The organism is Pseudomonas sp. NPDC087817, from assembly GCF_044742875.1.
GTDB lineage: Bacteria > Pseudomonadota > Gammaproteobacteria > Pseudomonadales > Pseudomonadaceae > Aquipseudomonas.
In genome coordinates this window covers 1-23,928 of sequence record NZ_JBIUVJ010000062.1, presented here as the reverse complement: position 1 = coordinate 23,928, position 23,928 = coordinate 1, and the positions used below count along the sequence as shown (strand labels likewise).

Genomic DNA, 23,928 nt, shown 5'->3' with positions numbered 1-23,928 from the left:
GTTTCAGCGATATTCGGTGAACACGCCGGACAGCGGCGCGGTCGACTCGCGCAGGACAATACTCGGGGTCACGATCCTTTGATCCGTGCCCAGAGTTGGAGTAGCAAGTCTTCGCAGCAGCACCTCGGCCGCCATTTCGCCCAACTGCAGGATTGACTGGCCGACGGTAGTGAGTGCCGGATAGACATAACGGCTCATCTGGATATCGTCGAAGCCGATCACCGACAGATCACTCGGCACCCGCACGTTACGCTCTGCCGCTGCACGCAGCACACCGATACCAATCATGTCGTTACCGGCGAAAATCGCGCTCGGCGGGTTGCTCTCGAGCAGGATCGCCGCGGCGTTGTAACCACCGGTACTGGTGAAATCACTTTCCAGCATGCGCGCCTGACGTATTTCTATGCCCGCCTCTTTCAGCGCCCGGCAATATCCGGCCTGACGCATCTGCGCCACGCTGGTGCCCGCCGGACCGCCGATCGTTGCAATATCGCGATGGCCAAGCTCCAGCAGATGGCGGGTGGCGAGATAGGCGCCGTATTCGTGGTCGATGCGTACCAGATCGGCATCCACGCCATCAAGGCCACGGTCGACAATCACCATGGGCGTCTTCACCCCGGCCAACCCTTGCGCCAAACCACTGTCACCGCCCGCCGAAGCGACGATCAACCCATCGATACGTTTTTCCAGCAACACGCGCAAATAGCTGCGTTGCTTTTCCGGGTTGTCATCGGAGTTGCAGAGGATCACGCAGTAGCCGTTACGCTCGCAGTAATCCTCGATGCCCCGCGCCAGTTCGGCGAAGTACGGGTTGAGGCTGTTGGGCACCAATAGGCCAATGGTTGCCGTGGTCTTGGCTTTCAACGAGCGCGCCACCGCACTCGGCACATAGTCAAGGCTCTTGATGGCCGCCTCGACTTTGCGCCGCACTTCCTGACTGACCGGCCGCGTGTTGTTCACCACATGCGACACGGTTGTGTAGGAAATTCCCGCGAGGGCCGCCACATCCTTGATCGTCGCCATGGCTCAGCCCCGCCGACTGGCGCGCTGGCTACGATAGGTATCGAGCACGACCGCGATGACAATCACTGCACCGGTGATGATACGTTTGGTCGGTTCGGTCGCACCGATTTGCGCCAGACCCGCGGCCAGAACGGAAATGATCAACACCCCAAAGAATGTGCTGATTACCGAACCGCGCCCGCCCATCAGGCTGGTCCCGCCGATCACCACAGCAGCAATCACTTGCAACTCCAGACCGGAGCCGGCGTTCGGGTCAGCCGCTTCCAGACGAGAAATCTGGAACAGCGCGGCGATACCGGCCAACAACCCCATCAGGCTGAACACCAGAATCTTGTAGGGCTTCGGATTGATCCCCGCCAGCCTTACCGCCTCTTCGTTGGTGCCGATGCCGATCAGGTAGCGACCAAACACGGTGCGAGTCAAAACCGCCTGGGCCATGAAGATCACCAGCAAGGCAATGATGAACGAAGGCGAGATGCCGAATGCGATCGGGTTCGACAGCCAGGCAAAAGAATCACCGATATAAGCCGTGCGCGAACCAGTCATCTGGTACGCCAGGCCGCGAGCCATTTCCAGCACGCCGAGGGACACGATGAACGATGGAATCCGCCAGGCAACGGTGATCGAACCAGTGACGGTGCCGGCCAGCGCCGCTACCGCCATGCCCAGCAGCGCCGACGGCAGAACACTCCAGCCCCAGCCGAGAATGGCGACACTGACCGTTGATGCCGCCAATGCCAGCACCGAGCCCACCGAAAGGTCGATGCCGCCGATGATCAGCACGAAGGTCATGCCGACTGCCAGCACCATCAGATCGGGAATCTGGTTGGCCAGGGTGCTGAAGGTGTTATAGGACAGAAAGTGGCTGCTCAAGATCGAGAACAGCGCGACCATCGCCAGCAAGGCACCGGCCAGCCCCAGATAAGTACCCAGCCCGTAAAAATTGCCACTACGTTTGCCGGCAGGAGATGCAGTTTTCATGGGAGATCCCTAGGCGCCGCTTCGTTGAGCAACGCATCACGTTTTTGGTAGCCGGCGAACGCGGCGGCAAGCAAATCATCCTGGGTCCAGCTGTCGCGCTCGAAGGTATCGATCAGACGACCTGCGGACAGCACGCCGATCCGGTCGCAGATCAGCATCAATTCACGCAGGTCACTGGAGACCACAACCAGCGCTTTGCCCTGGCGAGTCAATTCACCGAGCAAGGCATAAATGTCGAACTTGGCACCGACGTCGATGCCACGAGTCGGCTCATCGAACAGCAGCACCGAACAATCACGCTCCAGCCAACGGCCGATCACAACCTTTTGCTGGTTCCCCCCGGAAAGCTCTGACACCAACTGGGTCGGGCTCGAACTGCGGATGCGCATGGCATCGATCTGCCGTTGCGCCAAGGCGATCTCGTCGCCATTGTTGACGAAACCGCCACTGGAGATTTCCGGCATGTTGCCCAACGCGATGTTGGCGCTGATCGACTGACTGAGCAGCAAGCCTTCGCCCTTGCGGTCTTCGGTGATCAACGCGATGCCATTGCGTACCGCATCGACCGGCGAACGCACACTCACAACTTGTGCGGGCGAGCCCAACGATATCGTGCCGCTGTCGGCGACATCGGCACCGAAAATCAGCCGCAGCAATTCCGTGCGCCCTGCCCCGATCAGCCCGGAAATCCCGAAGATCTCTCCGGCGCGCACTTCGAACGAGACGTCGCGCACCTTGTCGGAACGCGTCAGACCCTTGACCGTCAACGCCGGGGCGCCAATCTTGCGCGGGCCCATGTCGATGTGTTCACCCAGTTCACGACCGACCATCAGCGTGACCAGTTGCTCGCTGTTGTAATTGGCCATCGGTTCGACGCAGACCAGGTTGCCGTCACGCAACACGGCAATGCGCTGGGCAACACGGGACAGCTCTTCCAGGCGGTGGGAAATGTAGATGATCGAGACGCCGCGCGCCCGCAAACGAGTGATCTGCTCAAAGAGCATTTCAACTTCACGCGCCGTCAGCATCGCGGTGGGTTCGTCGAGAATCAGCACATGGCAATCGCCGATCAGGTTCCGGGCGATTTCGACCATCTGCTGATGCCCGATACCCAGCTCGCCGACCAACGTATCCGGATCGATCGCGTCGAGGCCGACTTGCGCCATGGCTTCGATAGCGGCTTTACGCAACTGCTTGCGGCTGATCCAGCCACCATTGCTTGGCAGATTATCGAGAAACAGATTCTCCGCCACCGACAGCGTCGGCAACAGATTGAGTTCTTGCATGACCATGCGTACGCCAAGGTCTTCTGCCTGGGTACGACTGCCCGGGCGATATTCTTTGCCCTGAAACTGCATATGGCCCGTGGTCGGAGTGACCAGACCGCCAATGATCTTCGAAAGCGTGCTTTTACCGGCGCCATTCTCGCCAGTGAGCGCCAGCACTTCACCGCGCATCAGCGTCAAATCGATGCCGGTGAGCACCGGTTGCGCATAGGTCTTACCGATACCGCTGACCGAGAGGACAGCGTTCGGGGCGGAAACTGACATAAAAATCTCCATGCGCTCGCCCGGACGGACGAGCGCCGTTGTGTCGCCAGAGGACTTACTTGGTGACCAGCTCGACCGGCGTTTCGATCACGCCATTGGCACCGCTGTCGACTTTCTCGCCCTTGATGATTTTCAGCGCGGTCTCGATGCCGAACACGGCTTGTTTGGCGGCATATTGGTCGGCAGTCGCCAGTACGCGACCATCCTTCAACATTGGCTTGATGGCATTGATGTTGTCGTAACCGACCACCTGCACCTGGCCTGCCTTGCCGGCGGCGCGTACGGCGGAAACGGCACCGACGGCCATGCTGTCGTTACCCGCCAGCAACGCTTTGACTTGCGGATATTCGCTGAGAATCGAAGCAGCAACCTTGTTGCCCTTGTCGATTTCCCAGTCGCCGGACTGCAGGGAAACAACCTTGATTTGCGCGGCGTCCATCGCATCCTTGAAACCGGCGGTACGCTGCTGGGCGTTGGTCGTGGTCGACACGCCTTCAATGATGCCGACTTCGTCACCGGCCTTGAGCTGTTTGGCCAGGTATTCACCGACCAGACGCGCACCTTTGCGGTTGTCCGGACCTACGAATGGCACGCTGATGTTTTTGCTTTTGACGATTGCCGGATCAAGCTGGTTGTCGATGTTGATCACGGTGATACCGGCGTCGACTGCTTTCTTGATCACCGGCACCATGGCCTTGGAATCGGAAGGCGCGATGACCAGCGCATTGACCTTGGCCAGAATCATTTGCTCGACGATGCGGGTCTGGCCGGCGGTGTCGGTTTCATCCTTGATGCCGTTGGAGATCAGGTCGAAATCGGCGGAGTGTTCTTTCTGGTAGGCCTTGGCGCCGTCCTCCATGGTCAGGAAGAATTCGTTGGCCAGAGATTTCATGACCAGTGCGACTTTGGGTTTTTCAGGGGATTCGGCGAACGCCGAAGAGACAGGCAGTGCAGCGGCTGTGGCAGCCAGCATAGCGACAGCAAGAAGACGTCCAGCAAATGGCAGCTTCATGGGTTCACTCCGATCTTATGATTATTGTGAGCAACGCTTGCGCTGGCGTAATCGACATTACGTTGCCGATGACAGAATGCCCCGACGAACGTCGCGCAAACGTTTGCGTAGACCGAACTATGCGAATCCCGCCGACATTTGTCAACAATCAGAAATCGTCATCTATTGTAGGGCGAATCTGCTGATCCGCCCGGTCGCTGTTTATGCCGTGGTGCTGACCAGGTTACCGCTGGTGGAACCCTTGGACATCTCTTTCAGCAGCGCCGCCGATACTTCCATCATTGCGCCGCTGGTTTGCGCGATCTGCCCCTGAATGGACATGACTGCCTGCGACTTGGCCTCTGGCGTCGGATAGCTCGCAGCCTGCGCGGCAGCGAGTTGCTGTTGCTGCTCCTGCATTTGCTTCTGCAATTCCTGCATGCGTTTGAGCAGCATCTTGACGGTAATGCTGAGATTATCGCTGCTTTCAGTCTTGCTCGCTTCCTGCGCGGGACCACCGGTTCTGACCTGATTACTGCTTTCTTCCTCGGTGCCCAGCGCCTCGGCGGAGGCATCCGCTTCGGCTTCATTTATTGCATTGATCGTCGCTGCGGTCTTACCACCAATGGTGACAGCACCGGGATTTGCTATACCAATCGTCAGTGACATGTGAACTCCCTAGAGTTTAGTTTCCTTTATCACCCATCGGCCTGCGCTAAGGATTCTTTAGCAGGAATTCCACAACCGGCAACCCGATCTATTCGCCAGGGGCAGTAGTCCTTTTCGGTGAGCCGAACGCGAAAGCGACCATTGTTCGGAAATCCGGATAAACGATTCATCAGGAACCTCACCGAGTCATAAAATCTTGATGTAAATCATCAGCTTAAACATTTCTCTAACGCAAAGTACGGCTGGTACAGATCCTGCTCCCTTCACCGCACCCCGCGCACCCAGATCGGCACGGGGCGCATCTAGATGAACCTGCATCAGCACCGTCTCACTACTAGAGAGAAAAATAATGACATCTGCTTTGAAAAACTTCGTTCCGGGCGCTTTGGCCCTCCTTTTACTCCTGCCTACTGCCCTTCAGGCAAAAGAAGTCGAGTCCCAGACCAAACTGGCCAACGTCGTGGTGCTCGCCACGGGTGGCACCATCGCCGGAGCTGGCGCCAGTGCCGCCAACAGCGCCACTTATCAAGCTGCCAAGGTCGGCGTGGAACAACTGATCGCCGGCATTCCCGAGTTGAGCAAACTGGCCAATGTGCGTGGCGAACAAGTCATGCAGATCGCCTCGGAAAGCATCACCAACGACAATCTGCTGCAACTGGGCCGTCGCGTTGCCGAACTGGCCGACAGCAAAGACGTTGACGGCATCGTCATCACCCACGGTACCGACACCCTGGAAGAAACCGCTTACTTCCTGAACCTCGTTGAGAAGACCGACAAGCCAATCATCGTTGTCGGCTCCATGCGTCCAGGCACTGCGATGTCGGCTGACGGCATGCTCAACCTGTACAACGCCGTGGCCGTGGCCAGCAGCAAAGAAGCACGCGGCAAAGGCGTACTGGTGACCATGAACGATGAAATCCAGTCCGGTCGCGACGTCAGCAAAATGATCAACATCAAGACCGAGGCGTTCAAGAGCGCCTGGGGCCCACTAGGCATGGTGGTTGAAGGCAAGTCCTACTGGTTCCGCTTGCCAGCCAAGCGTCACACCATGGACTCGGAATTCGACATCAAAAACATCAAGAGCCTTCCTGACGTAGAAATCGCCTATTCCTACGGCAACGTAAGCGATACCGCCTACAAGGCACTCGCCCAGTCCGGCGCCAAAGCCATCATCCACGCCGGCACCGGCAACGGTTCGGTGTCGTCCCGCGTGGTTCCGGCCCTGCAGGCCCTGCGCAAGGATGGCGTGCAGATCATCCGCTCGTCTCACGTCAACGCTGGCGGTTTCGTTCTGCGTAACGCCGAACAGCCTGACGACAAGTACGACTGGGTTGTCGCTCACGACCTGAACCCACAAAAAGCCCGCATTCTGGCGATGGTCGCTTTGACCAAAACCAACGACAGCAAAGAGCTGCAACGGATGTTCTGGGAATACTGATTGACCTCCGCCCGACCAATCCCGGTCGGGCACCCTTCGCTCCATTCACCTGCCTGGTAAATGGAGCGTCGCCTACAGCACGCAAGCATTTCCCCTACAAAAAAATCGACACACCTCACACCAAAATCGGAAAACCGCTGTCAGAGGATTTTCTTGAATTTTAAGCAGTTGCGAAATTACTTACAGTTAAATACTGTATGCACGTACAGCTTAATAAGGATAACCTCGTGGCCACCTCCCCTGATGCTCCTGACGCTTATGAACGCATGGGTATGCGCGTTCAAAAAATCATCAATTCCCCCACAGCGCAAAAATCCAAAGCCGCATTGATCTTCCGCTTGCCGGACGAACCAATGGATGAGTGGGAGCGCCTGCTCGAGGAAATCGACGAGAACGACAACGTCACCCTCGCCTATCGCGACGATGGCGGCGTGCAGATTTTTTGGGTTGTGCCGAAGGAAGATTGATTCAATGATTGTCCGCTGTTTTGCTTTGCTGCTGCTGTTCATCGCCATGGGCGCCCAGGCCGGTGCGCCCCGCACATTTTCAGAAGCCAAGAAGGTCGCGTGGAAGCTGTATGCACCGCAGTCCACCGAGTTTTATTGCGGGTGTAAGTACACCGGCAACAAAGTTGATCTGAAGGCGTGCGGTTACGTACCGCGCAAAAATGCCAAGCGTGCGTCACGCATCGAGTGGGAACACATCGTGCCGGCCTGGCAGTTCGGCCACCAGCGCCAATGCTGGCAGGAAGGCGGACGCAAGAACTGCACCCGTTATGATCCGACTTATCAAAAGGCAGAAGCCGACCTGCATAACCTGGTACCAAGTATTGGCGAGGTCAACGGCGACCGCAGCAACTTCAGCTACGGCTGGTTGCCGGTGCAATCCGGTCAGTACGGCTCGTGCCTGACCCAGGTCGACTTCAAGGCCAAGAAGGTCATGCCCCGCCCTTCGATTCGCGGCATGATCGCCCGCACCTATTTCTACATGAGCAAGCAGTACGGCTTGCGCCTGTCGAAACAGGATCGGCAATTGTACGAAGCGTGGGACAAAACTTATCCGGTGCAAGACTGGGAACGCCAGCGCAATCAGAGCGTGGCGTGCGTGATGGGGCGCGGCAATGAGTTTGTCGGCCCGGTGAACATGAAAGCCTGCGGCTGATCGCAGCGTGAAAAAAAGGCCTCGAATGTTATGTTCGAGGCCTTTTTTGTGGCTAGCTTCCAGACTTGTTGTAACGCCAATACCCCATCAGATTGAGCGACTCGCGAGGAATGCCGCACTCCTTGATCAGGTATTTGCGCAAGCTCATGACTGCCGCACTTTCACCGGCGACCCATCCGTAAAATCCTTCAGGGGCGCTAGCGGCAATTTCCCAGAGAATATCCTTGTCGATATCGACATCGGCCAACTCGACTGCACGTCCCTCTGACGACGCATGAACGGGCAGCGTTGCCCCGCGCACCGCTTCAACCATCAGCGCTCCCGCGACGGCTTCACTCGCTTGATCACGGATCAGCCATCGCACTGACAGTCCCGGCCAGTCAGGAACGGCGAGCATGTCCTGCGCGCTATCCACCTCAAAGAATGCCTGGACTTGAGGCGGCTTATTGAGCGCCGCCAACTCATCGAGAATACCCATGGCCGCCGGCAGCGCGGTGGCGTCGGCGACGAGCAGAACCTGTTTGAGAATTTGTGGCGGCTTCCATTCGAATCCACCGGCATCCTGCGCCGAGAAATGACTGTCGGGCGCAAGGATCTGCATCGACTCACCGGGTTGAGCCCGTAGCGCCCAACGCGATGCCGGGCCGTTCTCGCCATGCAGGACGAAATCGATATCTACCTCGCCTTGCTCAGCGCGCAGGTGACGGATTGTGTAGGTGCGCATCGCTGGACGTCGATCCGCCAGCATCGCCCGGAAGCGAGCGAACCAACCTTCATCTTGAGAAAGCCGTGATGGCGCCCCGTCGGCGGCAGGGAAAAACAGCTTCACCCTTTGATCCGGCGCCCAAGTCGCCATTTCATTGACCGACGGGCCGCAAAGGGTGATCCGCATCATATGCGGGCTCAACTGCGCTTTACGATGCAAGGTGACATCGAACAACTTGTAGGGATTGGCGGAGGCCATGGGGAGCTCCTTCTGGAAATCATCAGCGACTTGAATAGGAACGAATCGCAGTTGACAACCTTTAGGCAGCTCCACCAAATGAATCGTTTACGGCGTGAGCGGATGCTCAACCAACACGGATTCAACATTCTGCTTTTTGGCCTTAACCAGTGCAGCATCCACTTGCACTTTGCGAGCTTCAGCCTCGGCCTGGGAATTGAACGGTCCAATCAGAATCCGCGTTTTGCCGCTGCCATCCTTGATGACCGTCGGAACGAAAGCATGCTCGATCAACCAGCCGCTCAGGTCACTGACGGCTTGAGGGGTTTCACCGCGCACCTCAAGGTCCCATTGAGGGGCGGCGGCAACCGCAGGAGCGCTCGCGACTGTCGTTTTCGGTTTCTGCGCGTCTACACTCTTGCCTTCACCACATCCTGCCAATGCCAGTGCCGCGACCATCCAGACCAATTTGCGCACAACGCTTTCCTCGAAAATCTCAAAGCGGCGATCTTATCATTCATAAATACTTCGTGAGCCCCGCAAAATGGGCACAAAACAACGAGATTGATGATTGCAGCCTCTGTATAGTTACGCCCTGGGAATTAATGCCGCATCTGCGCGTCAGAAAGAGGCACCCAAACCGTGAGACTTCGCACTAATCTATACGTACCACCGACCTCTGCACTGTCTGAATCAGGTGCCCTACAAAGCAATCAAGGAGAAGACCATGCTGATACTCACCCGCAAAGTCGGTGAAAGCATAAACATTGGTGATGACATCACCATCACCATTCTGGGCGTTAGCGGCCAGCAAGTACGAATCGGCATCAACGCTCCGAAAAACGTTGCCGTGCATCGTGAAGAGATTTACCAGCGCATTCAGGCTGGCCTGACCGCCCCGGACAAGCCACAAACTCCCTGAGCCGCCCCGCAGTCAGTAGCCAGTTCGTTTGCCTCGTGTAATGACTGGCTAGAGATACACGCGCCGTATTGCCATCCGCTCCCCACTCTGTTGGGCACGGCGCCTGACACGCGACCTCCTTCCCTTTCAACGCTTTACCGCATCCCTATCCTTCGTTGCCGAGCGATATTACCCGCCATTTTTAGGGCTGGCTGTCGGACGTTTCCGATAGAGCGCAGAGAATTCGCCTTCCTAGCCGAATGTCACGCCACGCGCCATGCCGGTGGCGGCAATCACCATCAGCATTAGCAGCAACGCCTCGACATGACTGATTCGCGCGTACAACTTTGCACGCCCGGTATTCAGTGCCGCACCGCGTGCAGATGCGATCCGCCATCTGACCAGCGTGACCATCGGAGCGAGTTCAATCAGCAGAATGAGCACCAACAGCGTCATCTTCAGATGAAACAGCGGCTGATGAAGGTAATAGTCAGCGCCCTTCTCATACCCGCCAAATGCGCGCATCCCGCCCGTCACCAGCAGGATCAATGCAGAAATGCCCCATAAGTTATCGGCAAGCAACACTCTCCCGGCCTCTCCAGTACCGGCCGCCAGGCGGCGGAACGCTGTACCGCGCGTAAGCACCGCCCAAAAACCCAAGGCAAAAGCCAATAGATGAATTGCCGCTAGAAACCAGTGAACCAGCATCGACAAACCCCTTTGGAAAGAGTTGAAAATCGGCCAGTCAGTAGTAGTCGAAAAAGCAAGGATTTGCCCGCGCAGGATCGGCGGATGAAAGACAGGCACTGCGACAGCCAAATCGCAGGCAAAAAAAATCCCAAGCAGCTGATGGAAGCTTGGGATTTAAAAATGCATAAACCGTGGTGGTGAACGCGGGGCGGATGTTACTGATTTATCCCGCATGTAACAACATTTTTTCGATAACCGGCCAGTTAGTAACACGCGTAAGCCATTCAATATCCACACTTTTTTCAAGGATGCTGGCGACGGACGGTGACTCTCCGCCTGAAAACCAAAGCCATCACCACAGCAATGATTGACCATGATCTCCCCCCACTGGATCATTCGCACGCAAAACCAGCAAGGATCGCAAAGCAATGCAACATCCCCACCATGGACGACGCTCCCTCTCGGCAATCTCCCCACCAAAAACTCCGCAGGGACTCCTCCTCAACATGAGCAGCGTGAGCACTTGGCTCTTCATCGGTTTCTTATGCTGTGCAAGTTTTCATGTAAACGCTGCAGAGGTGCCAATCAAAGAGGGGATGTCATTTACAAGCGCCAGAAACGCCCTGATTCAAAACGGCTGGAAACCGAACCCAACCGACATAGAAAAGATCGGGGTCGAAAATATTCTCATAAGAAAAGGCTTCATCGAAATTGAATCCTGCACGATGGGCATTCAGTTCTGCAGTTTCTACTATTTAAAAGACCAAACCTGTCTCGGCGTCGCAACAGTGGGCGAAGAGATTAAAGACATGAAGATCTACTCATGGAATTTCGAATGCCCCGAAAGAGAGTAAGGGTGCGGAAAGTGAGATCCTTCCCTTGCGCCTGCATTTTGCTTTATTTCTCCAGTGCCATTGCCTGCGCTACAGAGATACCCATCAGAGAAGGTATGCCGTTTTTATCGGCGCGAAGTGCATTGATCAAGAACGGCTGGAGGCCGGATGCACTCATTCAGAGGCAGCCTGTCGGCACTGCGGTAGAACTTCTGAATATGGGCATCACGGAAGTCGAGCGATGCACCCAGGGCGTGCAGTACTGCCAATTCCATTACAGGAAAAACCAGGAATGCCTGGGCATCACGACTATTGGCGAGGAGGCAGAGGACCTTGTTATTGATGCCTGGAATTTCAGCTGCCCATGATTCATCAAGTGCATGGACGCGCATTGAGCCCCATCGAGAACCGCTCGCTGATTTCCACAATTCGTCAATTTGGCGAGCTCTGCCGTAGCACAATTCATGCGCCCATTGATGAACATACGTTCATCGAAATCATCGTTATATGCGTCTAGTCTGCGGGTTCCGACATAGTGACTACAGGAGTAACCCACCATGTTCTCGCACGAAAGCATCCCGCTGATCACCATTTTCATCATCATGCTACTGGGCGTGCTTGCAGCCTTTCTACACCCACTGCACGCCCTTCATAGTTGGGTGCAGAGACGCAAAGAAAGATCCTCCGCCCAGATTGTGAAAAAGCTGGATTCGCGCCGAAGTTAATTTAACGAGCCCGGCGCAGAGCCGGGCTTCGCCGCTGATTGACTGTGGCTGGCCTTTGGAGCCTTAACACTGCCATAAAGCTTTGGTGGAGATGCGGACGAGAAAGTGACGATGTGCTACCAAGGGGGACACGACGCCAAGACGATCGACTAGGTTGAGGTCAGCGCCGAACTGCCGTTCTGAGGCGGGGTTTTGCAAAAGCTTTGCAAATCACAGACAACAAAAAAGGGCCCACCTCTCGGTGAGCCCTTCTAGACCGCCCAGCAGAGCGGATTTTGTTTGGTAGGCGCGATTGGACTCGAACCAACGACCCCCACCATGTCAAGGTGGTGCTCTAACCAACTGAGCTACGTGCCTGCTGTGAGGCGGCATTCTACGGAATTCCGGAGGGGTGTCAACACCTTTTTTTCACCTAACCCTATGAATATGCAAAATATTTAATTTCGGGCCAGCGAAGAAGATTTTTCCGGTGGCTGGCGGAGGTTTTTCAACTCGGGTAGGATCGGCGCACTCGTAAAATATATTAAACAGAGGCTGCAGGATGGCGAACACCCCCTACCCAGAGTCTTACTACGCGGCGTCGGCCAACGCCGTACCGCCACGTCCGGCCTTGCAGGATGATGTGGAGACGGATGTCTGTGTGATTGGCGCCGGGTATACCGGGCTGTCCTCTGCGCTGTTTCTGCTGGAGAACGGTTTTCGCGTGACCGTGCTGGAAGCGGCCAAGGTCGGCTTCGGTGCATCGGGTCGCAATGGCGGTCAGATCGTCAACAGCTATAGCCGCGATATCGATGTGATCGAGCGCAGCGTCGGCCCGAAGCAAGCGCAACTGCTCGGACAGATGGCTTTTGAAGGCGGCCGGATCATTCGTGAGCGTGTGGCCAAGTACAACATCCAGTGCGATCTGAAGGATGGCGGCGTTTTCGCCGCCATCACGGCCAAGCAGATGGGTCACCTGGAGTCGCAGAAACGCCTGTGGGAGCGCTTCGGTCATACGCAGCTTGAATTGCTCGACCAACGCCGCATTCGCGAAGTCGTGGCGTGCGATCAGTACGTCGGCGGCATGCTCGACATGAGCGGCGGGCATATTCATCCGCTGAACCTGGCGCTTGGCGAAGCGGCGGCGGTTGAATCCCTCGGCGGCACTATCTATGAGCAATCGCCTGCCGTGCGCATTGAGCGCGGGGCCAATCCGGTGGTGCACACGCCACAAGGCAAGGTCAGGGCCAGGTTCATCATCGTCGCCGGCAACGCCTACCTGGGCAATCTGGTGCCGGAACTGGCGGCCAAATCGATGCCGTGCGGCACGCAGGTGATCACCACCGAACCGCTGGGTGATGAGTTGGCCAAGACGTTGCTGCCGCAGGATTATTGCGTCGAAGACTGCAATTACCTGCTGGACTACTACCGTCTGACGGGCGACAAGCGTCTGATCTTCGGCGGCGGCGTGGTGTATGGCGCGCGGGATCCGGCAAACATCGAAGCGATCATCCGCCCGAAAATGCTCAAGGCGTTTCCGCAGTTGAAGGATGTGAAGATTGATTACGCCTGGACCGGAAATTTCCTGCTGACGCTGTCGCGTTTGCCACAGGTTGGACGGCTGGGCGACAACATCTATTACTCGCAAGGTTGCAGTGGTCACGGTGTGACGTACACGCATCTGGCTGGCAAGGTGTTGGCCGAGGCATTGCGCGGGCAGGCTGAGCGCTTTGATGCGTTTGCTGATTTACCGCATTACCCGTTCCCGGGTGGACAGATGTTGCGGACGCCGTTTGCCGCGCTGGGGGCCTGGTATTACGGGTTGCGGGATAAACTCGGTTTCTGACTGACAGTGAAACAACTGTGGCGAGGGGATTTATCTCCGATGGGTCGCGCAGCGCCCCCTTAAAGAAGGGACTGCTGCGCAGTCCATCGGGGATAAATCCCCTCGCCACAAGTAGATATATACGCCCGTATCAGAGTTGGTCCCGGGCAATCCCGCTACGAATCCGCAGGATGTCGGCCAGCACCGCCAAGGCGATTTCAGCAGGCGTTTTGCTGCCAAGGTTCAGTCCGATCGGCGCATGAATCCGCGCCAGCTCGCCCTCCCCCAGACCACCAATCCGCCGCAGACGCTCGAAGCGCTTCTGCGATGTTTGCTGTGAGCCCATCACGCCAATGTAGAACGCTTCGGTACGCACCGCCTCCATCATCGCCAGATCGTCGATGCGCGGATCGTGGGTCAGCGCCACCACCGCCGTGTCGCGATGGCAGCCACCGTCGGCAATAAATACCGAAGGCAATTGCCGACGCACCTCCACGCCATTGAGCACCACACCTTCGAGCACCTCATCGCGCGGATCGCAGAGAATCACCTCAAACCCAAGCCCGACCGCAAACTCGGCACACGCCTGCGCCACACTGGAGTACCCGGCGAGCAACAAGCGTTGCGCCGCACCGACACGAATGCGCACCCGATCGATCTCACGTTCGATGCGCGCCCCCTGCTCACGATCAGTGAACAGACTGCGCGCACCACTGGCCAGATCAACCTCACGGATCAAGCGACGCTGCCCCTGCAGCGACGACTCCAGCTCACGCAGATGCGCCTGAACATCACAATCAGCGTCAAATTTCTCAACCAGCACATCGAGGATGCCGCCACAGGGCAGGCTGACCCGCGAGCGCGGATCATCGCCTTCCCCATAACGCACGACGTTGACCGCATCGAGAAACGCACCTTCGGCAACGCGCTCGAGAAAATCTTCCTCGACGCAACCACCCGACAGCGACCCGATCCACTGGCCGCCGTCGTTCACCGCCAGCAGCGAACCCGGCGCACGCGGCGCCGAGCCGTAGGTGGTCAGCACAGTGCAGAGCCAGATGCGCTGCCCCGCCACCGACCACTCCAACGCCCGTCGCACAACCTGTAGATCGAGATGCTGCATGTCAGTGCGCCTTGTGCTCGATGGACGGTGCGTCAGCCTGCAACTTTTGCACCTCGCTCACCGCCAACTCGGCAGACTGGCCACCCCACCCCTGACGCAGGTAGTTGAGCAGATCTGTCAGCTGTTCAGGACTGAGCTTGTCGGCGAAACCCGGCATTGGTTGCATGTGCTCGAACCCTGCGAACTTCTGTTCGCCGATACCGTCCTCGATCACCCGCAGCAGGTTGCGCGGATCTTCCAGGCGCAGCGTGGTGTTGCCGCGCATGGCCACTGCGATGTGCGGTTTGCCTTCGCCACCAGCGGCGTGACAACCGGCGCAGACGTTCAAGTATTCCTGACGGCCGCGCTGGGCACTCGCGCTGAGCTTGTCCACGGGCACTTCGACGAGTTCTTTGGCTGCCGGCGGTTTATCGCCGAGCAGGAAAGTCGCCATCGCTGCCAGATCGGTATCGTTCAGGCCCTGAGTGCTGTTGTGGAACACCGGGAACATCTCGTTGAACATCGTCCCCTGCGCACTCATGCCGTGCTTGAGGAACGTGCTCAGATCCTGCTCATTCCAGCCGCGAGCGGCCAGATCGGTGGCCAGAAGGCTTGGTGCCAGATAACCATTGAGAATGCCGCCAGTGAGGCGTTTATCCAACTGCATCGCGCCCGGCAGGCCGCGTGGCGTGTGGCATTCACCGCAGTGGCCGAGGACTTCGACCATGTACTGGCCGCGTTTCCAGGCTTCACTTTTGCCTTCCGCCGGCTCCAGTTTCAACGCTTTGCCGTACATGATGTTCCAGCCGATCAGGCCCGGACGCACGTTGAACGGAAAGCTCAGGCTGGTGACCGGGGCTGGGCGCTCGATAGGCTCGATGGTTTTCAGGTACGCATGGATCGCATCCGAATCTGCACGCGGCATCAGGTGATACGAGGTATACGGCATCGCCGGATAGAGGTTCGCGCCATCGCGACGCTTGCCTTCGGTCAGCGCAGCGAAGAACTCGTCATCGTTATACAAACCGATACCGTGTTCTTTGCTCGGGGTGATGTTGGTGCCGTAGATCGTGCCGAACGGCGACACGATCGGCAGACCACCCGCAAATGGCGCACCACCCGGAGCGGTATGGCAAGCCATGCAGTCAGCCGCGCGAGCGAGATACTCGCCGCGCTTGACCTGATCATCAGCGTGAGCAAATACCACCGGCGCAGCCAGCCCTACCGCCAGGGTCAGGCGGGTCAGTAATAGCTTCATGCTTAACCCTCCTTGACCAGGCCGAGATCGGTCAGCACGTTGCGGGTGGCGTTGTAGTAACGCACGTACCCGGTGCAACGGCAGACGTGGTGGCCGAGGCTGTCCTCGATGACTTGTTCCAGTTTGCTTTTGACGATCGGCTGGCGTTGCAGCTTTTCCACCAGCACGGTCGCGGCGTTGACGAAGCCCGGCGCGCAGTAGCTGCACTGGAAAGCGAATTCGTCGACGAAGCGTTGCTGGATCGGGTTCAGCTCGGTGACCTGGCCCTGCTCATCGCGGCTTGCATGACCTTCGATGGTGCGGACTTTCTTGCCTTCGAAGTAATGCGCGCCGGTGATGCAGGTGCGCACTTCTTCGCTGGTGCCGTCAGGGTTATCGACGATCACCACACAGGCGTGGCAGATGCCCTGGCCGCAGCCCAGGCGCGAACCGGTGAGGTTCTTGTATTCGTGCAGGTAGTCGATCATCGGCAGGTCATCAGGGATGTCCACCGGGCCGACGGATTGACCATTGAGGGTCAGTTGAAGCGGACGGTTAGCCATTGAGGGCCTCCTTGATGCGCGTAGCAGTGATAGGCAGATCGCGAACACGTTTACCGATGGCGTGCGCCACGGCGTTACCGATGGCACCGACGATCGGGATCATCACCACTTCGGCGATGCCTTTGGACGGGTCGCTTGGCGACAGCGCCGGGAGAATCTCCGACGTCTGTTTCCACACCGCAACGTGGCGCGCCATCGGCAGGCGATAACGGTTGAAGTTCCAGTCACCCTCCCCCGGCCCGCCTTCGTACAGCGGCATTTCTTCCATCAAGGCGTGACCGATGCCCATGGCGATACCGCCTTCCATCTGACCCTTGACCAGCTCTTCGACCAGCACACGGCCGCACTCGACCCACGAATGGTGGTTGAGCACTTCGACTTCCGCCGAGCCCTTGTTGACCTTCAGTTCGACCAGCGTCGCGACCGGGCTGTAGTAAGTCACGGCAGCGTTGTTCAGCTGAGTGGCTGGATAGCTGATGTTCTGGCGATCGAGCAGGTGGAAACCGGCAGTGCTCATCAGCGCTTGCTTGGCTTTTGGTGCGCCATCGCCGTACTTCACCGCCAGACCGTCGAGCGGCAGACGCTCTTTCACGCCGTCGATGCTGTATTCGGCCTCAGCCCAGCTCCAACGGTTGAAACCGTGCACCGTGGCAGCGGTGACCAGACCGCGCTCGTGAGCACGCTTGGCCAATTCTTCGAAACTCAGCGGCTGCATGCCGTTGGCGGTGAGTTTGCCGTCGACCCAATGCGCATCTTCGCGACGTACCACGTAAGGATTGGCCTGGCCACCGAACGGACCCTGACGCCAGATCTCCAGCGCCGCCGGCCACAAGCCGTGGTTGAACAACACACGCGCCGCTTCACGGGTGGCGTGGCTGAAGTAGTACGCCGAGTTGGTCGCCGACGAGGCCGAAGCCAATTTGCCGACCCAGCGCGGGTTGCGCAGCAGGTTGTCCTGTTCGGCCTGAGTCATGATGTAAGGGTTGCCGCTGGTGATCAGCTGCATTTCCTTCCATTCGGTTTCGCCGGTCTTCACTTCGTGCGCCGGGTTGCCGAGAAAATCGGCGACCACCAAGGCTTGCGAAGTGGACATGCCGGTGCCGATCTCGATACCGATGTGGCGCAGGCTGATGCGACCTTCAGCGGTGAACTCGATGCTGGCCATCGGCGCTTCCGAACCGGTGCCGAAGTCTTTCTGGCAGATGGCAAAACCGACGCCATACCAGTTGTCCGGATCAGCGGCTTCGCGTTGTTTCTTGATCGCGTCGCGGTTCTTCCAGACTTCATGCACCGAGGCTTTGTCGAGGATTTCGTGCAGGCGCAGCGCACCGGCCGGGATCGCGCCCTGAGTGTTTTTCATGCCGGAACGCAGGGCGTTCTTGCGGCGCAGATCGATCGCGTCAACACCCAGACGATTGGCGATTTCGTCGACCATCATTTCGGTCGACGCCATGCTCTGCAGAGTGCCGTAACCGCGCATCGAGCCGGCTTCAACACCACGCGAGTGGTAAGCAGTGACTTGCAGATCGTTCTGCGGCATGTAGTAGATCGACTGCGCAGCCGTGGCACCAACGGCGGCTACCGACGGGCTGTAGTTGATCCGGCCACCACCGTCCACGCTCATTTCGGCGCGGAAGATCTTGAAGCTGTAGTCGTTCTTGTCCACGGCCAACTGGTAGCGGATGTCGAACGGGTGACGCTTGATGCCGCTCTGGAACTGCTCGTAGCGGTCATTGGCCAGACGAATCGGCACACCGGCGCCATACAGCGCCGCGAGGGCGGCGTAGTAAACGAAGATGTTGTGGTCTTTGGATCCGTAACCCACGGTGTAACCAGGGTGCATGTTCAGATTGGCCAAGCCGAAGCGCGACGGCGCGATCATTTTCGCGGTCTCGGTCGCCGCTTCCAATGGGCACTGAGTGGCCACGACGAAGTGCAGGGTTTTGGTCGCCGGGTCGTACCAGCCGTTGCCGTTATCCGGCTCCATCGCGGCCGGTTCGATCGACGGGGTCTTGTAGCGCTCGTCGAACACCAGCCAGTTGTCCGGCGGCGTGTCGATCTCTTTCTTCATGCGGTCGGCGTAGAACAAACCGCGCTCGGTCAGGTTACCGTGCAGGTTCGGCTGGGAATTCCACACCGGACGACGGTTTTTCAGCATCGGGAACAGGATCGAGTCCTTGAGGCTGGCGAACTCATCTTCGTCGGCCGAGGTCGGGCCACCCACGCGCACGTAGCGGAAGCTGCCATACGGGTCGCCTTCGTAGTACGGCACTTGGGCACCGTAACGAATCGCCTTGTCATTGAATTTGAGTTTGTTCTTGGCCTGACGGAAACGCTCGAAGTCATTCCAGATCAGGATCGCCACCGGGTGACCGATAAACATCGGCACTTTGCCGACCGGCAGCAATGGGTCCGGCGCGTGCTCCTCCGGGAAGACGATACCGTCCTTGTCCAGGTCTGCGGCGGTGACGATGCGGTCAGGTTGCAAGTCGGCGCCGAGCCACGACAAATCGTAGCCGTCGTAGATACGATCGGCCTTGATGGTTTTCAGCAACATGGCGTGGCCTTGCTGCTCGGGCCAGCCCGGCATGTCCTTGGAACGGATGTCGCGGGCAAACACCTTGCTGCCGCAGACCTTCGACAAGGCATCGTTACGCTGGCGCGCCTTGCCGTTGTTGCCGAGCCACTTCTCGGACGGCACGGTGACGCTGTTTTCCATCAAGGCAGCCAGCGCCTGACTGCTGAGCGGCGTGAGCGTGACGCTCACACCCGCCACCAGCCCGCCCTGGAGGAACGAGCGCCGGGATATTTCACGGTTGGACATGGATCATCCTCTGGGCGGTTATACGTCCGCCCTTCTGGTTATCTACTGGGAATCTCGAGTCTTGCAGAAGCTCTTTCTGGCGAAGCAAAGAGCTGTGTTGACAGTGCAAAGCTGACCGAAAGGTTAACTTTAAAGGTTTCTGGGCTCGCAGCAAACAACCAGTTACAAAAATTTGACTAAAGAATCAAAAAATCAATGCGACGTGGCACCGCAGCAGGCGGGTAGACACTTGTAGGAGTGAGCCTGCTCGCGATAGCGGAGTGTCAGTCACCAAGTTCATGGCTGAACTGACGCTATCGCGAGCAGGCTCACTCCTACAGGGATTTGTCTTGGCTTGGGATTGGGACAGGAGCAAAAGAGAGGAAAAGCCAAATTTCAGACACAAAAAACCCCGGTCTTTCGACCAGGGTCTTTGCTATCGGATCCGACTCAGCGAAGCTGACTTCGGTGCTTCAAGGCGTTCAGTGGTCCTTGAAGCAGATATGGCGCAGCGGACGGGACTCGAACCCGCGACCCCCGGCGTGACAGGCCGGTATTCTAACCGACTGAACTACCGCTGCGTATCGCTTTGAGCTTGCGCTCAAGTAACTCGTTTTGATTGAAAGCTTCGGTGCTTTGCAATCGCGAGCCAGACACGTCTGACTCGTAAAATATGGCGCAGCGGACGGGACTCGAACCCGCGACCCCCGGCGTGACAGGCCGGTATTCTAACCGACTGAACTACCGCTGCGCGTCGGTGCAGGCACTTTCAGCCTACGCTCTTGCTTACGCAAGTATCTCGGGGAGTGGTGGGTGATGACGGGATCGAACCGCCGACATTCTGCTTGTAAGGCAGACGCTCTCCCAGCTGAGCTAATCACCCGTTTGCATCTCCGAGGCCGCGAAATTTACGCAGGTAGCGAACCTAAGTCAATAGCAGGATTGAAGTTTTTTTCAAAAACAGTTTTTAGCGGCAAGTCTCAAGCTGCAAGCAAAAGCATAAACATCCAAAGCAGAGACACCGCGATCTCGCTTCAACTTGCAGCTCGACGCTTGCAGCTGGCTCTCACTGCTTGTAAATCATCTTCTTGGTCATGCCGCCGTCAACGACGAACTCCTGCCCGGTGACAAACCCGGCATTGCGCGACAACAACCACGCCACCATCGCCGCCACGTCCTCGACCGTCCCTACCCTGCCCGCCGGGTGCTGAGCATGATCGGCATCCGCCAGTGGCTCGGCACGACGCGCCGACGGATCCCGCGCATCGATCCAGCCCGGACTGACCGCATTGACGCGAATCTCCGGCCCGAGACTGATCGCCAACGCATGCGTCAGCGCCAACAATCCACCCTTGCTCGCTGCATAAGCCTCGGTATCCGGCTCCGACTGCCCGGCCCGAGTCGACGCCAGATTGACGATCGACCCGTTGTGCGCCCGCAGATAAGGCGCACAGTGCTTGGCGAGCAACATCGGGCCACTGAGGTTCACCGCCAGCACTCGATTCCAGTAAGCCAGATCAAGGCTTTCCAGAGTGATGTTATGCGGATCGGCCACGGCTGCGTTGCACACCAACGCATCGAGACGACCAAACTGCCCCAGCACTTCGGCCACGCCAAGCGCGACCTGCCCCTCATCCGCCACATCCATGGCGATGAACCAGGCGTTTTCACCCAGCACCTTCGCCACTTTCGACCCGCGCGCACGATCCAGATCCGTCAGCACCACCTGCCAGCCTTCGCTGATCAGCCACGCCGCAATCCCCAGACCGATACCGCGCGCAGCACCCGTGACCAGTGCAACGCGACCATGGGTAGCCGCTTTCGGAGTGGACAACTCGATCACAGCGCTGCCAGACCGCGCGCCAGATCGGCTTGCAGGTCGGCGACGTCTTCCAGGCCGACCGCGATACGGATCAGGCTGTCACGAATGCCCGCCGCTTCACGCTCCTGCGACGCCAGACGGCCGTGGGAAGTAGTGCTCGGGTGGGTGATGGTGGTTTTGCTGTCGCCGAGGTTGGCGGTGATCGAAATCAGACGAGTCGCGTCGATAAAGCGCCAGGCGCCCTCTTTGCCGCCCTTGACCTCAAAGCTCACCACCGCACCGAAGCCTTTCTGCTGACGCTGGGCCAGTTCATGCTGTGGATGGCTCTTGAGGCCGGCGTAGTGCACTTTCTCGATACCGTCCTGCTGCTCCAGCCATTCGGCCAGTTGCTGAGCGTTGGCGCAGTGCGCCTTCATCCGCAGGTTCAGGGTTTCCAGACCCTTGAGGAAGATCCACGCATTGAACGGGCTCAGGGTCGGGCCGGCGGTGCGCAGGAAACCGACAATTTCTTTCATCTGCTCGCTACGACCGGCCACCACGCCGCCCATGCAACGGCCCTGGCCGTCGATGAACTTGGTTGCCGAGTGCACAACGATGTCCGCGCCCATTTTCAGCGGCTGCTGCAACGCAGGCGTGCAGAAGCAGTTGTCGACCACCAGCATCGCGCCTTTGGCGTGAGCGATTGCTGCCAGCGCGGTGATGTCCACCAATTCAGCCAGCGGATTGGAAGGCGACTCGACAAAGAGCAGTTTGGTGTTGGATTTGATTGCCGCATCCCAACCTGAGAGATCGGCCAAAGGCACGTAATCGACCTCCACGCCGAAGCGCTTGAAATACTTCTCGAACAGGCTGATGGTCGAACCGAACACACTGCGCGAGACCAGCACGTGATCGCCGGCGCTGCACAGGCTCATCACTACCGCCATGATCGCGGCCATGCCAGTGGCGGTAGCAACCGCCTGCTCGGCGCTTTCCAACGCGGCAATGCGCTCTTCGAACGCACGCACGGTCGGGTTGGTGTAACGCGAGTAAACGTTGCCCGGCACTTCGCCGGCGAACCGTGCGGCCGCATCGGCGGCGGTGCGGAACACGTAGCTGGAGGTGAAGAACATCGGATCACCGTGCTCGCCTTCCGGCGTACGGTGCTGACCGGCACGTACGGCCAGGGTATCGAACGCTACGCCTTCGAGGTCGCTGTCCAGCCGACCGGCATCCCATTCCTGACTCATGCTGTCACTCCTTGCCCTGTTCTCGAAAAATAAAAGTCAGATACAAAACCGGCCCCTCAGGGCCGGTAATCACTCAATTGTTGTACAGATCGATGATCGCACTGACCGCTTGGGTCTTGACCTTCGAGGCATCGTTGCGTGCCTGTTCGATCTTGTTCAGGTAAGCCTCGTCGACGTCGCCGGTGACGTACTTGCCATCGAACACTGCGCAATCGAAGTTCTCGATCTTGATCTTGCCGCCACCCACCGCTTCGATCAAGTCAGGCAAGTCCTGATAGATCAGCCAGTCAGCGCCGATCAGATCCGCCACGTCCTGAGTCGAACGATTGTGCGCGATCAGTTCGTGAGCGCTCGGCATGTCGATGCCGTAGACGTTCGGGAAGCGTACAGCCGGAGCCGCCGAGCAGAAGTAGACGTTTTTCGCGCCGGCTTCACGGGCCATCTGGATGATCTGCTTGCAAGTGGTGCCGCGTACGATCGAGTCGTCGACCAGCATCACGTTCTTGCCGCGGAATTCCAGCTCGATGGCGTTGAGCTTCTGGCGTACCGACTTTTTGCGAGCGGCCTGGCCCGGCATGATGAAAGTCCGGCCGATGTAACGGTTCTTGACGAAACCTTCGCGGAATTTCACGCCCAGATGGTTGGCCAGCTCCAGCGCTGCGGTGCGGCTGGTGTCCGGAATCGGGATCACCACGTCGATGTCGTGTTCCGGACGCTCGCGCAGGATCTTCTCGGCGAGCTTCTCACCCATGCGCAGACGGGCCTTGTAGACCGACACGCCGTCGATGATCGAATCCGGACGCGCCAGGTAGACGTGTTCGAAGATGCATGGAGTCAGGGACGGATTGGTCGCGCACTGACGGGTGTGCAGCTTGCCGTCTTCAGTGATGTAGACCGCTTCGCCCGGTGCCAGGTCGCGAATCAGGGTGAAACCGAGCACGTCCAGCGAAACGCTTTCCGAGGCGATCATGTACTCGACGCCTTCGTCGGTGTGACGCTGGCCGAAAACGATCGGGCGGATGCCGTGCGGATCGCGGAAACCGACGATGCCGTAACCGGTGACCATGGCCACTACCGCATAACCACCGACGCAACGGTTGTGCACGTCAGTGACGGCGGCAAACACGTCTTCTTCGGTCGGCTGCAGCTTGCCGCGCTGGGCCAGCTCGTGGGCGAACACGTTGAGCAGCACTTCCGAGTCGGAACTGGTGTTGACGTGACGCAGATCGGATTCATAGATCTCTTTGGCCAACTGTTCAACGTTGGTCAGGTTACCGTTGTGCGCCAAGGTAATGCCGTAAGGCGAGTTGACGTAAAACGGCTGGGCTTCGGCCGAAGTCGAGCTGCCCGCGGTCGGGTAACGGACGTGGCCGATACCCATGTGGCCGACCAGACGCTGCATGTGACGCTGTTGAAACACGTCACGCACCAGGCCATTGTCCTTGCGCAGGAACAACCGGCCA

The 23,928-nt window shown here is 58.3% G+C and carries 23 protein-coding genes and 4 tRNA genes; 8 read left to right on the top strand and 19 right to left on the bottom strand.

Annotation, left to right across the window (positions count from 1 at the left end; translation table 11 throughout):
- Positions 1–3 precede the first annotated feature (3 nt).
- The 5 genes from ACIONG_RS25300 to ACIONG_RS25280 all read right to left on the bottom strand — a co-directional run bounded on the left by ACIONG_RS25300 (position 4) and on the right by ACIONG_RS25280 (position 5,214).
- Positions 4–1,023 (bottom strand): LacI family DNA-binding transcriptional regulator, encoded by a 1,020-nt coding sequence (locus tag ACIONG_RS25300; RefSeq protein WP_401303407.1) that lies wholly within the window; start codon positions 1,021–1,023, stop codon positions 4–6.
- A gap of 3 nt (positions 1,024–1,026) precedes the next feature.
- Complete coding sequence (locus ACIONG_RS25295) at positions 1,027–2,004, bottom strand: ABC transporter permease (protein WP_103304887.1); 978 nt, start codon at positions 2,002–2,004, stop codon at positions 1,027–1,029.
- The gene (locus ACIONG_RS25290; RefSeq protein WP_401303404.1) at positions 2,001–3,554 is read right to left on the bottom strand and encodes a sugar ABC transporter ATP-binding protein; all 1,554 of its coding nucleotides are present in this window, start codon (positions 3,552–3,554) and stop codon (positions 2,001–2,003) included. The genes ACIONG_RS25295 and ACIONG_RS25290 overlap by 4 nt, the downstream gene beginning before the upstream one ends.
- Before the next feature lie 55 nt (positions 3,555–3,609).
- The gene (locus ACIONG_RS25285; protein ID WP_103304885.1) at positions 3,610–4,566 is read right to left on the bottom strand and encodes a sugar ABC transporter substrate-binding protein; all 957 of its coding nucleotides are present in this window, start codon (positions 4,564–4,566) and stop codon (positions 3,610–3,612) included.
- Between the two features lie 201 nt (positions 4,567–4,767).
- Complete coding sequence (locus ACIONG_RS25280; RefSeq protein WP_103304884.1) at positions 4,768–5,214, bottom strand: hypothetical protein; 447 nt, start codon at positions 5,212–5,214, stop codon at positions 4,768–4,770.
- A 349-nt stretch (positions 5,215–5,563) separates the two neighbouring features.
- Here ACIONG_RS25280 and ACIONG_RS25275 point away from each other — a divergent pair, with 349 nt between their 5' ends.
- The 3 genes from ACIONG_RS25275 to ACIONG_RS25265 all read left to right on the top strand — a co-directional run bounded on the left by ACIONG_RS25275 (position 5,564) and on the right by ACIONG_RS25265 (position 7,813).
- Positions 5,564–6,652 (top strand): asparaginase, encoded by a 1,089-nt coding sequence (locus tag ACIONG_RS25275; RefSeq protein ID WP_213028142.1) that lies wholly within the window; start codon positions 5,564–5,566, stop codon positions 6,650–6,652.
- A 197-nt stretch (positions 6,653–6,849) separates the two neighbouring features.
- Entirely contained in the window at positions 6,850–7,119 is a 270-nt protein-coding gene (locus tag ACIONG_RS25270) for a DUF1654 domain-containing protein (RefSeq protein ID WP_103304882.1), read from the top strand.
- A gap of 4 nt (positions 7,120–7,123) precedes the next feature.
- Positions 7,124–7,813: an endonuclease gene (locus ACIONG_RS25265; RefSeq protein WP_103304881.1), complete on the top strand. Its 690-nt coding sequence runs from the start codon at positions 7,124–7,126 to the stop codon at positions 7,811–7,813.
- Between the two features lie 52 nt (positions 7,814–7,865).
- Here the strand turns inward: ACIONG_RS25265 and ACIONG_RS25260 are convergent, their stop codons facing one another.
- Both ACIONG_RS25260 and ACIONG_RS25255 read right to left on the bottom strand, forming a co-directional pair.
- Positions 7,866–8,777 carry a siderophore-interacting protein gene (locus ACIONG_RS25260; RefSeq protein ID WP_401303402.1) on the bottom strand — a complete coding sequence of 304 codons (912 nt, stop codon included), beginning with the start codon at positions 8,775–8,777 and terminating at the stop codon, positions 7,866–7,868.
- A gap of 87 nt (positions 8,778–8,864) precedes the next feature.
- On the bottom strand, positions 8,865–9,233 hold the full coding sequence (locus tag ACIONG_RS25255; protein ID WP_401303401.1) for an SPOR domain-containing protein: 369 nt from the start codon (positions 9,231–9,233) through the stop codon (positions 8,865–8,867).
- Between the two features lie 250 nt (positions 9,234–9,483).
- Here ACIONG_RS25255 and csrA point away from each other — a divergent pair, with 250 nt between their 5' ends.
- Complete coding sequence (csrA, locus tag ACIONG_RS25250) at positions 9,484–9,678, top strand: carbon storage regulator CsrA (RefSeq protein WP_003179932.1); 195 nt, start codon at positions 9,484–9,486, stop codon at positions 9,676–9,678.
- Positions 9,679–9,909: 231 nt separating this feature from the next.
- On the opposite strand, the gene ACIONG_RS25245 is transcribed toward csrA, so the two are convergent.
- Positions 9,910–10,365, bottom strand: a complete 456-nt coding sequence (locus ACIONG_RS25245) for a DUF2214 family protein (RefSeq protein ID WP_401303399.1) — start codon at positions 10,363–10,365, stop codon at positions 9,910–9,912.
- Between the two features lie 410 nt (positions 10,366–10,775).
- On the opposite strand from ACIONG_RS25245, the gene ACIONG_RS25240 reads away from it, so the two are divergent.
- The 3 genes from ACIONG_RS25240 to ACIONG_RS25230 all read left to right on the top strand — a co-directional run bounded on the left by ACIONG_RS25240 (position 10,776) and on the right by ACIONG_RS25230 (position 11,905).
- Positions 10,776–11,201, top strand: coding sequence for a hypothetical protein (locus ACIONG_RS25240; protein WP_401303397.1), 426 nt, complete (start codon positions 10,776–10,778; stop codon positions 11,199–11,201).
- A gap of 95 nt (positions 11,202–11,296) precedes the next feature.
- Entirely contained in the window at positions 11,297–11,548 is a 252-nt protein-coding gene (locus tag ACIONG_RS25235) for a hypothetical protein (RefSeq protein WP_103304936.1), read from the top strand.
- A gap of 189 nt (positions 11,549–11,737) precedes the next feature.
- Positions 11,738–11,905 (top strand): hypothetical protein, encoded by a 168-nt coding sequence (locus ACIONG_RS25230; RefSeq protein WP_177431417.1) that lies wholly within the window; start codon positions 11,738–11,740, stop codon positions 11,903–11,905.
- Between the two features lie 280 nt (positions 11,906–12,185).
- Here ACIONG_RS25230 and ACIONG_RS25225 read toward each other — a convergent pair.
- A tRNA-Val gene (locus tag ACIONG_RS25225) sits at positions 12,186–12,262 on the bottom strand.
- Between the two features lie 184 nt (positions 12,263–12,446).
- Between ACIONG_RS25225 and ACIONG_RS25220 the strand changes: the two genes are divergently transcribed.
- Positions 12,447–13,730 carry an NAD(P)/FAD-dependent oxidoreductase gene (locus ACIONG_RS25220; RefSeq protein WP_401303395.1) on the top strand — a complete coding sequence of 428 codons (1,284 nt, stop codon included), beginning with the start codon at positions 12,447–12,449 and terminating at the stop codon, positions 13,728–13,730.
- Positions 13,731–13,860: 130 nt separating this feature from the next.
- Here the strand turns inward: ACIONG_RS25220 and ACIONG_RS25215 are convergent, their stop codons facing one another.
- The 10 genes from ACIONG_RS25215 to purF form a co-directional block, all read right to left on the bottom strand.
- Complete coding sequence (locus ACIONG_RS25215) at positions 13,861–14,832, bottom strand: XdhC family protein (protein WP_401303393.1); 972 nt, start codon at positions 14,830–14,832, stop codon at positions 13,861–13,863.
- Between the two features lies 1 nt (position 14,833).
- Complete coding sequence (locus ACIONG_RS25210; protein WP_401303391.1) at positions 14,834–16,069, bottom strand: c-type cytochrome; 1,236 nt, start codon at positions 16,067–16,069, stop codon at positions 14,834–14,836.
- 2 nt (positions 16,070–16,071) lie between these two features.
- On the bottom strand, positions 16,072–16,611 hold the full coding sequence (locus ACIONG_RS25205) for a (2Fe-2S)-binding protein (RefSeq protein WP_201239061.1): 540 nt from the start codon (positions 16,609–16,611) through the stop codon (positions 16,072–16,074).
- A complete protein-coding gene (locus ACIONG_RS25200) occupies positions 16,604–19,435 on the bottom strand; it encodes a xanthine dehydrogenase family protein molybdopterin-binding subunit (protein WP_103304873.1) in 2,832 nt (943 codons plus the stop codon). Before ACIONG_RS25200 ends, ACIONG_RS25205 begins: the two co-directional genes overlap by 8 nt.
- Positions 19,436–19,918: 483 nt before the next feature.
- A tRNA-Asp gene (locus ACIONG_RS25195) sits at positions 19,919–19,995 on the bottom strand.
- Positions 19,996–20,088: 93 nt separating this feature from the next.
- Positions 20,089–20,165 (bottom strand) — tRNA-Asp (locus tag ACIONG_RS25190).
- Positions 20,166–20,221: 56 nt separating this feature from the next.
- A tRNA-Val gene (locus tag ACIONG_RS25185) sits at positions 20,222–20,297 on the bottom strand.
- Positions 20,298–20,480: 183 nt separating this feature from the next.
- On the bottom strand, positions 20,481–21,257 hold the full coding sequence (locus tag ACIONG_RS25180; protein WP_315445764.1) for an SDR family oxidoreductase: 777 nt from the start codon (positions 21,255–21,257) through the stop codon (positions 20,481–20,483).
- Positions 21,254–22,465, bottom strand: a complete 1,212-nt coding sequence (locus ACIONG_RS25175) for an O-succinylhomoserine sulfhydrylase (protein ID WP_401303388.1) — start codon at positions 22,463–22,465, stop codon at positions 21,254–21,256. The genes ACIONG_RS25180 and ACIONG_RS25175 overlap by 4 nt, the downstream gene beginning before the upstream one ends.
- 73 nt (positions 22,466–22,538) lie before the next feature.
- On the bottom strand, positions 22,539–23,928 hold a 1,390-nt coding region (purF, locus tag ACIONG_RS25170), incomplete at its 5' end, for an amidophosphoribosyltransferase (protein WP_401303386.1).

Bases quoted from the DNA above. Each gene is read 5' to 3' on its own strand.
- ACIONG_RS25300 (WP_401303407.1), bottom strand. From the start codon at position 1,023: ATGGCGACGATCAAGGATGTGGCGGCCCTCGCGGGAATTTCCTACACA.
- ACIONG_RS25295 (WP_103304887.1), bottom strand. From the start codon at position 2,004: ATGAAAACTGCATCTCCTGCCGGCAAACGTAGTGGCAATTTTTACGGG.
- ACIONG_RS25290 (WP_401303404.1), bottom strand. From the start codon at position 3,554: ATGTCAGTTTCCGCCCCGAACGCTGTCCTCTCGGTCAGCGGTATCGGT.
- ACIONG_RS25285 (WP_103304885.1), bottom strand. From the start codon at position 4,566: ATGAAGCTGCCATTTGCTGGACGTCTTCTTGCTGTCGCTATGCTGGCT.
- ACIONG_RS25280 (WP_103304884.1), bottom strand. From the start codon at position 5,214: ATGTCACTGACGATTGGTATAGCAAATCCCGGTGCTGTCACCATTGGT.
- ACIONG_RS25275 (WP_213028142.1), top strand. From the start codon at position 5,564: ATGACATCTGCTTTGAAAAACTTCGTTCCGGGCGCTTTGGCCCTCCTT.
- ACIONG_RS25270 (WP_103304882.1), top strand. From the start codon at position 6,850: ATGCACGTACAGCTTAATAAGGATAACCTCGTGGCCACCTCCCCTGAT.
- ACIONG_RS25265 (WP_103304881.1), top strand. From the start codon at position 7,124: ATGATTGTCCGCTGTTTTGCTTTGCTGCTGCTGTTCATCGCCATGGGC.
- ACIONG_RS25260 (WP_401303402.1), bottom strand. From the start codon at position 8,777: ATGGCCTCCGCCAATCCCTACAAGTTGTTCGATGTCACCTTGCATCGT.
- csrA (WP_003179932.1), top strand. From the start codon at position 9,484: ATGCTGATACTCACCCGCAAAGTCGGTGAAAGCATAAACATTGGTGAT.
- ACIONG_RS25245 (WP_401303399.1), bottom strand. From the start codon at position 10,365: ATGCTGGTTCACTGGTTTCTAGCGGCAATTCATCTATTGGCTTTTGCC.
- ACIONG_RS25240 (WP_401303397.1), top strand. From the start codon at position 10,776: ATGCAACATCCCCACCATGGACGACGCTCCCTCTCGGCAATCTCCCCA.
- ACIONG_RS25235 (WP_103304936.1), top strand. From the start codon at position 11,297: ATGCCGTTTTTATCGGCGCGAAGTGCATTGATCAAGAACGGCTGGAGG.
- ACIONG_RS25230 (WP_177431417.1), top strand. From the start codon at position 11,738: ATGTTCTCGCACGAAAGCATCCCGCTGATCACCATTTTCATCATCATG.
- ACIONG_RS25220 (WP_401303395.1), top strand. From the start codon at position 12,447: ATGGCGAACACCCCCTACCCAGAGTCTTACTACGCGGCGTCGGCCAAC.
- ACIONG_RS25215 (WP_401303393.1), bottom strand. From the start codon at position 14,832: ATGCAGCATCTCGATCTACAGGTTGTGCGACGGGCGTTGGAGTGGTCG.
- ACIONG_RS25210 (WP_401303391.1), bottom strand. From the start codon at position 16,069: ATGAAGCTATTACTGACCCGCCTGACCCTGGCGGTAGGGCTGGCTGCG.
- ACIONG_RS25205 (WP_201239061.1), bottom strand. From the start codon at position 16,611: ATGGCTAACCGTCCGCTTCAACTGACCCTCAATGGTCAATCCGTCGGC.
- ACIONG_RS25200 (WP_103304873.1), bottom strand. From the start codon at position 19,435: ATGTCCAACCGTGAAATATCCCGGCGCTCGTTCCTCCAGGGCGGGCTG.
- ACIONG_RS25175 (WP_401303388.1), bottom strand. From the start codon at position 22,465: ATGAGTCAGGAATGGGATGCCGGTCGGCTGGACAGCGACCTCGAAGGC.